The 12882-nt window shown below is 40.6% G+C and carries 10 protein-coding genes; 3 read left to right on the top strand and 7 right to left on the bottom strand.

Annotation, left to right across the window (positions count from 1 at the left end):
• Positions 1 to 5 precede the first annotated feature (5 nt).
• From hemA to J0H12_01360, 6 genes are all read right to left on the bottom strand, one after another.
• The gene (hemA, locus tag J0H12_01385) at positions 6 to 1211 is read right to left on the bottom strand and encodes a 5-aminolevulinate synthase (GenBank protein ID MBN9412565.1); all 1206 of its coding nucleotides are present in this window, start codon (positions 1209 to 1211) and stop codon (positions 6 to 8) included.
• Between the two features lie 45 nt (positions 1212 to 1256).
• A complete protein-coding gene (locus tag J0H12_01380) occupies positions 1257 to 1760 on the bottom strand; it encodes a hypothetical protein (GenBank protein ID MBN9412564.1) in 504 nt (167 codons plus the stop codon).
• A complete protein-coding gene (locus J0H12_01375; protein MBN9412563.1) occupies positions 1747 to 4317 on the bottom strand; it encodes a leucine--tRNA ligase in 2571 nt (856 codons plus the stop codon). Before J0H12_01375 ends, J0H12_01380 begins: the two co-directional genes overlap by 14 nt.
• A gap of 9 nt (positions 4318 to 4326) precedes the next feature.
• Complete coding sequence (locus J0H12_01370) at positions 4327 to 4839, bottom strand: DUF3576 domain-containing protein (GenBank protein ID MBN9412562.1); 513 nt, start codon at positions 4837 to 4839, stop codon at positions 4327 to 4329.
• A 108-nt stretch (positions 4840 to 4947) separates the two neighbouring features.
• Positions 4948 to 6234 (bottom strand): porin, encoded by a 1287-nt coding sequence (locus J0H12_01365; GenBank protein ID MBN9412561.1) that lies wholly within the window; start codon positions 6232 to 6234, stop codon positions 4948 to 4950.
• A gap of 256 nt (positions 6235 to 6490) precedes the next feature.
• A complete protein-coding gene (locus J0H12_01360) occupies positions 6491 to 7408 on the bottom strand; it encodes a hypothetical protein (protein MBN9412560.1) in 918 nt (305 codons plus the stop codon).
• 30 nt (positions 7409 to 7438) lie between these two features.
• Here J0H12_01360 and J0H12_01355 point away from each other — a divergent pair, with 30 nt between their 5' ends.
• The 3 genes from J0H12_01355 to J0H12_01345 are packed head-to-tail and all read left to right on the top strand — an operon-like array spanning position 7439 to position 9779.
• Entirely contained in the window at positions 7439 to 8206 is a 768-nt protein-coding gene (locus tag J0H12_01355) for a gamma-glutamyl-gamma-aminobutyrate hydrolase family protein (protein MBN9412559.1), read from the top strand.
• A complete protein-coding gene (locus J0H12_01350) occupies positions 8203 to 8898 on the top strand; it encodes an rRNA pseudouridine synthase (protein ID MBN9412558.1) in 696 nt (231 codons plus the stop codon). Before J0H12_01355 ends, J0H12_01350 begins: the two co-directional genes overlap by 4 nt.
• A gap of 11 nt (positions 8899 to 8909) precedes the next feature.
• Positions 8910 to 9779 (top strand): serine hydrolase, encoded by an 870-nt coding sequence (locus J0H12_01345; protein MBN9412557.1) that lies wholly within the window; start codon positions 8910 to 8912, stop codon positions 9777 to 9779.
• On the opposite strand, the gene secA is transcribed toward J0H12_01345, so the two are convergent.
• Positions 9776 to 12562: a preprotein translocase subunit SecA gene (gene secA, locus J0H12_01340; GenBank protein MBN9412556.1), complete on the bottom strand. Its 2787-nt coding sequence runs from the start codon at positions 12560 to 12562 to the stop codon at positions 9776 to 9778. The two genes, J0H12_01345 and secA, sit on opposite strands and share 4 nt — an antisense overlap.
• Between the last annotated feature and the right edge of the window lie 320 nt (positions 12563 to 12882).

Genomic DNA, 12882 nt, shown 5'->3' with positions numbered 1-12882 from the left:
CTTTTTTAAGCCGCTTGAGGGAGAGATAAATCTCTCCAAATTTCGGTGAGGGCTTCAACTAACTCATCACTCATCGCGGGCGTATGGAGAGCTGAGGGCGTCAAGCGCAGCCGTTCTGTTCCTACTGGCACTGTGGGATAATTGATCGGTTGGACATAGATCTTATAGTCGTTTAGAAGGCGATCTGTAACTTCTTTACATCTTTGGGCATCGCCCACAATAAGGGGAACAATGTGGCTCTCATTTCGTAAATAAGGGAGGCCACATTCTTCGAGTTTTTTCTTTAAATAAGTCGCATTTAATTGATGTTGATTCCGAAGATGAGGACTATTTTTAAGGATATTAATACTCACCAAGGCACCAGCCACAATGGCTGGAGGCAATGAGGTCGTAAAAATAAAACCAGGTGAAAAACTTCTTATAAAATCAATGAGTTCTTTTGTTCCTGTAATATAGCCTCCGATCAATCCAAAAGCCTTCCCAAGAGTCCCTTGGATAATATCAATGTCGTGAGTAAGGCCAAGGGCTTGAGCGATTCCACCGCCATGAGGGCCATAAAGTCCTGTACTATGAACTTCATCTAAATACGTTAAAGCATTATACTGTTTGGCGAGGGCGCAAATTTCTTTGAGAGGCCCTAAATCACCATCCATGGAATAAACAGATTCAAAAACAATCACTTTAGGGACATGAAAAGGGATCGATGATAAAAGTTCTTTTAGATGAGAAACATCATTATGGCGAAAGATTTTCTTTTGAGCTCGACTATGACGAATTCCTTGAATGATGGAAGCATGGTTCTTTTCATCAGAGAGAAAAACACACTCAGGTAAACAAGAACCTAAGGTTGACAGTGTTGTTTCATTGGCGACATAGCCTGAGGTAAAGACGAGTGCTGCTTCTTTTTGATGAAAATCACCTAAAGCTTCTTCAAGGGCAACATGGGAAAACGTATTTCCTGAGATATTGCGCGTCCCGCCAGAACCTGAACCACATCTTTTAAGAGTCTCAATCATTTCTGCAAGAATTTGAGGGTGCTGTCCCATCCCTAAATAATCATTACTGCACCAGATGGTGATTTTTTCTTTCGAGGTTCGACTGATTGCTTGAGGAAAATCCCCTGCGCACCTTTCAAGATCTAAAAAAGTTCGATACCTCTTTTCGTGCCGAAGGCGTTCAAGCTCTTTTATAAAAAAATCTTGATAAATCATTCTGGAAATAAATTACCTCTCTCGAGAGCCTTTAAAAAGTTGCCCTTAATTTTGGGTGCTCAAATAGCTTGCTACTAAAGATTTGATATCTTGGGCCAAAATTTCCATGGCGCGAAGGCGTGCTTTCTCTTCGCTGACAAGCGCAGGAATAGAAGAAAAATCCGCATGAGACCCAATGGAAAAGCCCGCCATTAAACTCACTTGATCTGATAAAATAACTTCATGAGAAATAGCATGGCTTAAGGTCACATAAGCTGTGTATTCAAGTTGCGCGCGTTTGGCGGTCGCATCTTTACGAAGAGCTAAATCGGATCGTTGCTCATTGAGGGTTACTTTTAAAATATAGTCTGGATTTTTAGGTTGACCATAAGGTGTTAAAATATCCAGTAAATGATTGTGCAAGACCTGGCCCACTCGATCTGGAATTGGCTTAATTTTTATATGAGAAAGTTTTTCAGTCGCTTGCGTGGTGGGCGCATACAACGGTTGAAAACCGCATCCACTTAAAGTCAAGCCACTTAGAATCAAAAGAGTATTAAGCCACAACAATGTTCACAACCTTATTTGGGATAATAATAATTTTACGGACGTTTTGACCTGCTATAACTTTCTGAACATTTTCAAGAGCAAGGGCAGTCTTTTCAAGATCTGCTTGTTCTTGATCCTTTGCACAGACAAAAGTTCCTCGAAGCTTTCCATTAACTTGGACGGCAATTGTTACAGAAGATTCTTGCGTCAATGCTTCCTCAAAAAGAGGCCATGCCGTATTCACGAGCGGGGTTGTATATCCTAAAGACGCCCATATTTCTTCAGCAAGGTGAGGTGTTGCGGGGTTTATCGCAATAATCAAAAATTCAAGAGCTTCTCTTAAAACGGCTTCATTCATCTGAGAGAGATCTTTCAAGTTTCCAAGGTAATTACTGAATTCTCTGAGATAGGCCACATAGCGATTGAGATGAAAAGCCTGAATAGAAGCTGTCACATCTTTTAAGGTGCGATGTGCCATTTGGCGGAGATTTTTTTCTTCTTCTGTGAAGGTCTCAGGCATCTTCGCCATAAATGGGCCTAGAAAGGGTTTAAAGCTATCAGCCAGGGTCCAAACACGATTGAGGTATTTCCAGATGCCCTGGGCGCCTAAATCCGTCCATTCTAAATCTCGATCGGGGGGGCTGTCAGAAATTAAGAATAAGCGTGCGGTGTCTGCTCCGTAATCTTGCGTAATAACTTCCGGCGCAACCACATTCTTTTTTGATTTACTCATCTTTTCTAAGCGACCTTTGATGACGCGGGCGCCATCACTTACCCGAATAAGCTCGCCTTGTTGATTGGTGCCAACTTCTGAAGGGAAGACCCATTCCTGGTCTTCTGTCTGAAAAGTTTCATGTGTGACCATACCTTGAGCCAAAAGGGCTTTAAAAGGTTCTTTGCATGTTAAAAAGTCACTTTTAGCAAGAGCACGACTGAAAAAACGAGCATACAAAAGATGAAGGATGGCATGCTCAATACCACCGATGTATTGATCAACAGGAAGCCAATAAGCTGTTTCTTCCGGCGAAATGGGCTGATCAAACCGAGGCGCACAAAAACGAGCAAAATACCAAGAAGATTCAACAAAAGTATCTAAAGTGTCTGTCTCACGTTCTGCGGGCTGATGGCAAGAAGGGCAAGTGGTGAACTTCCAAGAAGGATGCCTATCTAAAGGATTGCCCGGCGTATCAAAATCCACATCTTCGGGAAGCGCAATTGGAAGCTGATCTTCAGGGACAGGAAGAATGCCACAGGAAGGACAATGAATCATAGGAATTGGACATCCCCAGTACCGTTGTCGAGAGATTCCCCAATCGCGTAAACGATAGGTGGTGATTTTCTCGCCAAGCTTTAAGTCAGATAATTTTTTAATCGCACATTCTTTTGCTTGTTGAACGGTGAGCCCATTGAGAAAATCAGAATTAAAGAGAAGGCCCTCTTCTGTAAAAGGCTCAGTTGTAATCTTGAAAGAATCTGCTGTTTGATCTGCAGGATGAATGACAGGAAGAATCTCTAGATGATATTTTTGGGCAAACTCGAAGTCGCGGGTATCGTGAGCAGGGCATCCAAAAATAGCCCCTGTTCCATAATCCATGAGAACAAAGTTTGCAATGTAAAGAGGTAAAAGGCGCCCTTCAACGAAAGGATGTTCAACATGGAATCCCGTGTTAAAACCAAGCTTTTCAGCTTTTTCAATGGCTTCTTCGTTAATGCTTGTCTTGTTACATTCTTCAATGAAAGCCTTCAGAGTGGGATTGTTTTCGGTGAGTTTTTCTGTCAGGGGATGATGCGGAGATAAAGCGCAAAAACTTGCCCCAAAAAGAGTATCTGGACGCGTAGAAAAGATTGTGATCGTCTCGGAAAGCTCTTTTACTTTAAAGGTGATTTGAGCGCCATCTGAGCGGCCAATCCAGTTGCGTTGCATCGTGACAACTCGTTCGGGCCAATCTTTAAGGGTATCAAGCCCTTCGAGGAGTTCTTCTGCGTAGGCGGTAATTTTTAAATACCATTGAGATAACTTACGACGCTCAACCTTAGCTCCAGAACGCCATCCACGTCCCTCAATCACTTGCTCATTGGCCAAGACACTGTTTTCAACAGGATCCCAATTCACAAAGCTTTCTTTGCGATAAATAAGCCCTTGTTTATAAAGTTCAAGGAAGAGTCGTTGTTCATGACCATAATACCCTGGATGACAGGTAGCAAGTTCACGATCCCAATCATACGCAAGCCCCATTAATTTTAATTGGTCTCGCATTATTTTTATATTGTTATACGTCCAATGAGCGGGATGACTTTTTGTTTTGATCGCCGCATTTTCGGCAGGCAAACCAAAAGCGTCCCATCCCATAGGGTGGAGGACATTGAAGCCTTGCGCTTTTTTAAAGCGAGCAATCACGTCACCAATTAAATAGTTCCGAACATGCCCGATATGAATATGGCCCGAAGGATAAGGAAACATTTCAAGCACATAATATTTAGGCTTTTCTGGATCCGTAATAGCCTTAAAGGAACCTAAATCGTTCCATCGTTGTTGCCATTTAGCCTCTGCGACGCGATGATTATAGCGCTCGACCATGAAATTCCTCTATTTACCACTATCAATACGTAATTGACGGGCACGCGTCAGAATTACATTTTCAAGTTGAATTGCTGTTTGTGTATCGACGGGTTGATCAATCCATTCAGTGCCTTGACGTTTTTGTCTGAAAACGGAAACTTTTAGTCCATCTGCGCGCAATTGGCGATCAATGATGAGAATATCAACTTTAAGGCGTTCATTTGATGTTGGGCTTGGTGTGTACCACTCTGTCAGGATAACACCACCAAAAGGATCGGCACTTTTTAAAGGAATGAAAGAAATTGTATCGAGAGAAGCTCTCCATAAAAAGCTATTAACGCCAACACCAACTTCGCCTTTGTTTGAGGATTCGCGATCGCCGCCAAATGAAAAATTATCTTCTCCAAACAGTTTGTCCATATCGCGATATTTTTGCTCGCGTCGAGTTTCGATTTTTTCATCATTCGAGACTTTTAGGCCTTCACAAGAACTTAAGAAAAGGGCACTACTCAAAATGGTCAGCAAACTTTTTCTAAACATCGTTTTTCCTTTTGAAGATATGCTTACAGATATGCGGCGTTGTTAGGCCATCGTCAAGACAAAAAAAAGGGGAGCCGAAACTCCCCCTTTAAGATGTCTTCTTTACAATTAGAAGCGGACGCGGCTTCCGATAATAAGAGCTTTTGTATTGCTGTTGCCAACGCCATCATTTGTCGCTTTAAAGCTGTCATTAGCCAATTTAACGTTTTTAATGAAGGTAGCATAGTTTGCATCTGTTTTTTGCTTCGCAAAGTTCCCTTCAATGAAGCCTTCAAAGCCGGGGGCAAACTTGTGATCATATGTAAGGGTGTAAACATCAGCTTTAGCTTTATTATAACCTGTTCCAAGTTTACGGACTGTATGGCCGTATCCTGCAGCCACGCTACTAACGTTCCAGCTATAACCAAGCGCAGCGGTGTAAACGCGCCCTGCATTATTGCCTTTTAATGCGTGTGGTTCACCAGATTTACCATTGTTGACATACTCTCCTGCGATTTTCCAGCCTTGGAAACCAAGCATCGCACCAAGAGCAAATCCTTTTGTATTTCTAATTTTACCTGAGTCTTGTTCAGAAACGGTGCCAGGGTTCAATTCACTTGGGAGATATACTTTAGTTTCGCCTGGTGTAAAGCGCTTACCGAATTTTGTATGACCAAAGAGTCCTGTGAAAGACGCTTGAGCATTCAAACCATTTTGGAATGTATTTTTATAGTTAACACCGACGCCCACTTGGCTATGATCAAAAGGTTGTGCACTGAAGAAATGTTGTGTCACTCTTCCACCATTGGTATGTGAAAAAAGCTTTGCAGAACCATCATGTGCAGAATTTGGTGTATAAGTCACACCGATTTGGAAACCTGCAACGCGTGGTGTAATATAGTTAATCTTTGTCGCATCTTTTGGTGTATGGTGGATGTCACCTGAAAAACGAACACCTGATGTTGGTTGGTAAGAACTTGTCATGTTACCATAAATACCGCCACCAGTACCGCCCATGACTTTCCAAGGGCCAACTGCCATAAAGTCATCAACACCACGTGTGTCACCAATCATGACAGTTCCGTATTGGTTTTTGAAGCTAATGCGAGCTTCTTCAACGTTATTTGATTGATCTGTATCTGCGGCTACACCGACGAGGAAGCCATATTCAAGACCTCCTAATAAATCTGTGCTTCCAAGAACGTCAAAGTTAATACGTGAATCTTCAAGCGCTAAATGTTGACCGAAGCCTTTACCTTTATTTGCTTCACGATTCTTATTTTTTACGACGTGAAATTGAGGGGATAATTCACCAGATAATTGTAGGCGAGGGGTTTGTCCTTCAACTTTTGCGGAAGCTTGCGCAAGAGGCAAAGCAAGAGCAACAGCTGTGCTTGTTAATAATATTTTCTTCATTTTTATTCTCCTAAAAAGTGGTCAATTATAAGGAAACTTGATCAAATTTAATCTTTCCTAAAAACAATTTAGGTGGGTATTAAACAAGCAACCTTAAAATTTGTTACAATATTTTTCAAGTTTCATAAAATAGATCCTTGCTTTTAAAGGCAATCTAGAAAAAATAAAGTTGCCTGATTTGCGAAGACCTGTGGCGCAAGTGCAACAGGGAGACAAAATAAAAGTTTATTTGTTTTTTTATTGAAAGGCCTCAATTTTAGGAGGTCTTTTTATATTCTGAAGTCAATTGAGCCTTTAGCTGCGCTTGAAAGTGAGAATTGTTTAAAATGTCATTTGCACATTTTCCAAGGTTTTTTAGATACTCTGAAAAATGGTGAGAATCGTCAAAGAAAGGGACATTTTGCCGGGCAATTTTTTCATAAACCATCGCTTCAAAAAGAAGGGTTATCGCTTTAAGACCTATAGGGCGTGTCACGCCAAAAGAGATATGTAAAGAATGATCTGTGAGCGCAAGCGCATCATGATACATGCCTCGAGGAATATATAAAAAACTTCCTGGTTTTAAATGGATTTCTGTTAAAAGAGGGCCTTTTTGAGCTTCATGCATTTCTTGGCTAAGATGATTAAAGAGAGGGTGCTGGATAGGGGCAACAGCTTTTCCTTCATAAAGGCGCCACTTTTTTTCTCCTTCAAGATGAAAAACAAAAACGTCATGGACATCAAAATGACTTAAAAAGCCCGGCTGAGCCTTCACAGAATAGTAAAGATTTGCTTGGACAGGCGCTTCTAAGTTCTCGGCAAGTTGATGCGAAATATTTCTTAATCCAGGTGTTAAAGTTCCAATATCATTGGCGACAAGAGTTGCCCCTTGAGCTAAGTGAGAAAGAATAAGATCAAAATCCGGTCTTAGAGTAATTCCTTGATCTAAGGTTGAAGAAGGTTTGCAAAAATGGTCAGGAAGAATAGCGTGTCCTTGGTGATAAAGCCTTAAGGTCGCTTCATTCCATAAAGGGGAAATTTTAATAAATTCTTTTAACTGATCTGAACTCAAAAGATCTCTAAATCGACTGGCTTCTCCTTCATGATAGAAGTGCTTTTGATCGAAAAAATCCTGCAAAAATTTTGAACGACTTAAGGGGCGAATAATATCTTCAAAAAAGATTCCTGAATTCATGATTGATTCTTTCAACTTAAACACTTTAAAATGAGTCGTATTAAAGAGAATTTTGGAGGAAGGGTCAATGGGCCCTCTAATTTTATGGTAAAACCTGTTATTGGAATTGTTTTAGATTGGGATGATCGACCGACCTATTCGGCTTATCCTTGGTATGCTTTACGAGAGAATTATGCGCGCGTGATTGAACAGGCCGGCGGAATTCCGATCCTTTTACCTCATCATTGTGACCAGATTCCTGACTTTGTAAAGTTGATCTCAGGGCTTTTAATTCCCGGGGGCGATTATGATATTGATCCGGCTCACTATGGAGAGAAGATTTGTCATGAACGGGTGGTTTGTAAAGCATCTCGAACAGCTTTTGAATTAAAACTCGCCCAGGCCGCCTATCAGAAAAATCTTCCTATTTTAGGGATTTGTGGAGGGCATCAACTGATTAATGTGTTGATGGGGGGAACTCTTATCCAACATATTCCTGCCACGGTGGAGTCATCTATTTCGCATGAACAAACAGAACCAAAACACCAAGCAACTCATTGGATTCATGTTGAAAAAGAGAGTCTTTTATTTAAGTTATGGGAAACCTCAGAAATCCAAGTAAATAGTACTCATCATCAAGCGATTAAAAAACTTGGAGATAACCTAAAAGTGGTTGCGTCCGCTTCGGATGGCGTTATTGAAGCGATTGAACATGTCGGAGAGCGATTTTGTTTAGGTGTTCAATGGCATCCAGAACATCTTAGTACGTCCTATGATTATAAAATCTTTGAGGCTTTTATTTCGGCTTGCCAAAAATGACCGAACGAATTGCTAAATTGATGGCTCGTTCTGGGCTGTGTTCTCGTCGTGAAGCTGAGAGATGGATTGAAAGTGGCCGCGTCCAATTGAATGGGACTCTTTTAGATTCTCCAGCTATTACTGTCTCCGAACAGGATGTCATCGTTGTAGATGGGAAACCCTTACCGTCTAAGAAATCTTCCTGTCTTTGGCTTTATCATAAACCAAAAGGACTTATCACCTCTCACAACGATCCTGAAAACCGTCCGACGATTTTTGAAGCTTTACCCAAAGATTTGCCGCGCGTCATTTCTGTGGGACGTCTCGATAGAATGACTGAAGGTTTATTGCTGTTAACTAACGATGGTGAATTGGCTCGCAAATTAGAACTTCCGTCGACTCATTTAAAACGTGTTTATCATGTTCGAGTGTATGGTCATCTTCAGGAGAGTAAACTTAAAGAAATTGCCAAAGGAATTACCTTCGAAGGCATACACTACCAAGGAGCGGACGTGACGATTTTAAAACGTTCTGGCCTTAATACATGGTTAGAAGTCGCCATTTTTGAAGGGAAAAATCGCGAAGTGAGAAATTTAATGACTCACTTAAATGTTCAAGTTTCACGACTTATTAGGGTGGCGTATGGACCGTATAGTCTTGGAGATTTAGCTGTTGGTCAAGTTAAAGCATGCCTCATAAAAGGAATCGATTAAAAAGGGAAAAAATGTCATCGACGATTCTTCATGAAATTCAAGAACAAGCAATTTCTTCTCATCTTGCGCGTGTCTTTATTCAAAAAGAAAACGACGTTCTTCTGAATTGGGGGAAACCCCATTCTTTATTGCAATCATATTCAATTACAAAGTCGATTATGGGGCTTGCGATTGGTATTTTATGGGATCAAAAAAGGATAAAAGATCTTCAGACACCAATCTATCATTTCTTCCCAGAATGGGATCAAGGACATAAGCAACAAATCACGTTATGGCACTTATTAACGCATACCTCTGGGCTACAAGATGATCCGACGTATGAAGATATCATCAGAGCCCCAGATGCTGTTCAATTATCTTTATGCGCAGAACTTACCAGCCTTCCAGGCGAAAAATATAACTATAATAATAAAGCTACAAATTTGATTCCTGGGGTGATTCAAAAAGTAACAGGAAAACCAGCCGACGAATTTATCAAGGACGTTCTTTTCACTCCTTTAAAAATACAAAATTTTGAATGGCGCTATGATCAAGTGGGTCATATTTATGGGGCTTCAGGCCTTAAAATCTCTGCTGAAGAACTCATAAAAATTGGACAGCTTATTTTCGATCAAGGATCCTGGAAGGGAGCCTCTGTTTTGAGTCAAGAATGGATTTCATTCATGACCACAAAAACATCGATAGGGACGCCAGCTTGTGGACTTCTTTGGTGGATTTATGAAAATCCTTATATTATTGCGGCACAGGGTCATCTGGGGCAGCGTCTTTATATCTACCCCGAAAAGAAAATTATTGCTGTGCAGCAATATGATCGAGTCGGAGATTCTTCAAGCCAACCTCATCCTATCGTGGATCTCAGAGAGCTTATTATAAATCTTTAAGCGTCTTGACCATGGCAATGCTTATAGCGTTTTCCAGAACCGCAAGGGCATAAAGAGTTACGCGTTGGCGCTGCTTCATCACTTTTTTTTGGAGCATCTTTTTTTGATGTGGCTTTTTTCTCTTTAGAAGATCCACTAGATGAAAGTGTTTTTTGTTTTCTTTTTGCATCTGTGAGGCGGCTTTTCAGAGATTGAGGCGCTTTTTTTGTAGCTTTTATCTCTGAAAACTCACTTTGCCCAAGTTTTATTTTTTTATTTTGTTCTTCAAGATCCTCAACAGCATCCTCAAAAATTTCTTCTTCTGTTTGTTGATAAAGTTCAAGGTGAGAAAGCGCAGAAACGACCATTTCACGGGCTCGAGAAAGCATTTCTTGGAACATAAGGAAAGCTTCATGTTTATATTCGTTCAACGGATCTCGTTGAGCATAAGCGCGTAAATTGATTCCTTGACGCAAATGATCAAGCCCATGGAGATGATCTTTCCAGGCTTGGTCTAACACTCTCAAAAGGATGCTTTTTTCTGCCATATGCATCATGCTTGTTCCATACAAAGTTTCTTTGGCGGAAAGTTTTTCAGAAACAGCGTTAACAATTCGTTGTTTTAAAGCCTCATCGGCAATGCCTTCTTCTTGAGCCCATTCTGAAAGAGGTAAATCAAGATTAAAAAGCCGTAAACATTCTTCATGCAGGCCTTTAACTTCCCATTGATCGGGATAAACGTTGGCAGGAATAAAAGTACTAATTAATTTGTCAATGACATCTTCACGCATATGTTGAACAAGCTCAGAAACATCATCTGTCTCCATCATTTCACGACGTTGTTCATAAATAATTTTGCGCTGATCATTCATGACATCATCATATTTCAGCAGATGTTTACGAATATCATAGTTGCGCCCTTCAACTTTTTGCTGGGCTCTTTCAAGGGCTTTATTAATCCAAGGATGAATAATGGCTTCACCTTCTTCAAGGCCCAGTTTTTGCAGCATATTATCCAGGCGATCAGACCCAAAAATGCGCATTAAGTCATCTTCAAGGGATAAGAAGAATTTAGATTTTCCAGGATCACCTTGGCGTCCCGCACGTCCTCGCAACTGATTATCAATCCGTCGGCTTTCATGACGTTCCGTTCCAATAACATAAAGACCTCCAGCAGCTTTAACTTCCTGTTCTGCCTGGAGCAGTTCTTCACGAATTTTTTGGGTGAGGCGTTCTCGTTCTTTGGCATCTGTCACATTTTCTAATTCTTGGGAAAGGCGCATTTCAAGGTTGCCGCCTAACTTTATGTCAGTTCCTCGGCCAGCCATATTTGTGGCAATTGTAATGGCCCCTGAGCGTCCCGCTTGAGCCACGATGACAGCTTCTTGTTCATGGTAACGCGCATTCAAAACTTGATGCGGAATTTTACGTTGCTTTAAAAGTGTTGAGATCAACTCAGATTTTTCAATGCTTGTTGTTCCCACGAGAATAGGTTGTTTTTTCTGGCGACATTCCTCAATAAGAGTGATGATCGCATTGTATTTTTCTGTTGCTGTTCGATAGACTTCATCATCTAAATCTTGTCGAGACATTGGAAGATTCGTGGGAATTTGGACAACGTCAAGTTTATAGATATCGCTGAATTCTGCGGCTTCTGTTTTGGCTGTTCCAGTCATCCCAGAGAGTTTTGAGTAAATTCGGAAAAGATTTTGGAAAGTAATTGATGCAAGTGTTTGATTTTCCATCTGAATAGAGACGCGTTCCTTGGCTTCAAGCGCTTGATGCAGGCCTTCTGAATAACGGCGTCCTTCCATCATACGACCTGTAAATTCATCAATGATAATGACTTTATCGTCTTTCACCATATAGTCGACATCTTTAGTGAATAATTTATGGGCCCGTAAGGCTTGGTTGACGTGATGAACTAATGAAATATTTTGAATTTCATAAAGAGATCCACCTTTAAGTAATCCAATATTTTCAAGAAGTTGTTCAATTCTCTGAGACCCTTGTTCCGTTAAAGTAACGGAGCGAGATTTCTCTTCTTTTTCATAATCAGTAGCGGTTAATTGAGGAATTAAAGTGTTTACCTGTTGATAAAGTTCAGAAGAATCTTCAGCGGGTCCTGAAATAATCAAAGGAGTTCGAGCTTCATCGATTAAAATACTATCAACTTCGTCCACAATGGCATAATTAAAGGACCGTTGAGCCATATCGCTGAGACGGAACTTCATATTATCTCTTAAATAATCGAATCCAAGTTCGTTATTAGTAACGTAAGTAATGTCACGATTATAAGCGTCTTGACGCTCGGCATCACTTAATTCATGTTGGATACATCCAACACTTAAGCCAAGAAATTCATAAATTTTCCCCATCCAATTCGCGTCACGTTGGGCTAAATAGTCATTGACCGTGACCACGTGTACCCCTTTTCCTTCGAGAGCATTAAGGTAAGCAGGAAGAGTTGCAATTAAAGTTTTTCCTTCACCGGTTGCCATTTCAATGACGTTTCCTTTGTGAAGCATGATTCCGCCCATAAGCTGGACATCAAAGTGGCGCATGTTCATAATGCGTTTACTTGCTTCTCGAACAGTTGCAAAAGCTTCTTCCAATAAAGTATCTAAAGATTCTCCTTTTGCAAGGCGCTCTTTAAACCATCCTGTCCGAGCTTTAAGTTCTGTATCACTGAGTTTTTGAAGATCAGGTTCCAAGGCATTAATCGCTTCAATTTGGGGTTTCAGCTTCTTAATGGTGCGCTCATTAGCGGAACCAAAGACTTTTTGGATAAAACTGACAAACATCAAAAGACCTCGAACCTTAAAATTTACTTTTACTTACTAAATGGTGATTTACCCATGCTTACTAGAGATAAGCAAGCATAAATGCTATAAACATAAGATTTTTGTTGCGTTCTTATGAATTCCTCGTACCATATGCAACATTACATAAATAAATTATCTAAAAAAACGTTAAGAAAGGAATATAAATGTTATCTCGTTTTATGATCACGACAGCCTTTGCAACATTTCTTGCTTTTGGTTCCCAAGTCATCGCGGCCAATGAAGAAGCTGTTGTCGCAAAAGTCAACGGTAAAGAAATTAAACTTAAAGAAGTGACCCGT

The organism is Candidatus Paracaedimonas acanthamoebae, assembly GCA_017307065.1.
In the GTDB taxonomy this organism is placed as follows: Bacteria; Pseudomonadota; Alphaproteobacteria; order Caedimonadales; family Caedimonadaceae; genus Paracaedimonas; species Paracaedimonas acanthamoebae_A.
The sequence above is the reverse complement of the archived record's forward strand: the minus strand, read 5'-3'. Positions and strand labels throughout refer to the sequence as shown.

Bases quoted from the DNA above. Each gene is read 5' to 3' on its own strand.
- J0H12_01360 (MBN9412560.1), bottom strand. From the start codon at position 7,408: ATGAATTCAGGAATCTTTTTTGAAGATATTATTCGCCCCTTAAGTCGT.
- J0H12_01365 (MBN9412561.1), bottom strand. From the start codon at position 6,234: ATGAAGAAAATATTATTAACAAGCACAGCTGTTGCTCTTGCTTTGCCT.
- J0H12_01345 (MBN9412557.1), top strand. From the start codon at position 8,910: ATGTCATCGACGATTCTTCATGAAATTCAAGAACAAGCAATTTCTTCT.
- J0H12_01350 (MBN9412558.1), top strand. From the start codon at position 8,203: ATGACCGAACGAATTGCTAAATTGATGGCTCGTTCTGGGCTGTGTTCT.
- secA (MBN9412556.1), bottom strand. From the start codon at position 12,562: ATGTTTGTCAGTTTTATCCAAAAAGTCTTTGGTTCCGCTAATGAGCGC.
- hemA (MBN9412565.1), bottom strand. From the start codon at position 1,211: ATGATTTATCAAGATTTTTTTATAAAAGAGCTTGAACGCCTTCGGCAC.
- J0H12_01370 (MBN9412562.1), bottom strand. From the start codon at position 4,839: ATGTTTAGAAAAAGTTTGCTGACCATTTTGAGTAGTGCCCTTTTCTTA.
- J0H12_01375 (MBN9412563.1), bottom strand. From the start codon at position 4,317: ATGGTCGAGCGCTATAATCATCGCGTCGCAGAGGCTAAATGGCAACAA.
- J0H12_01355 (MBN9412559.1), top strand. From the start codon at position 7,439: ATGAGTCGTATTAAAGAGAATTTTGGAGGAAGGGTCAATGGGCCCTCT.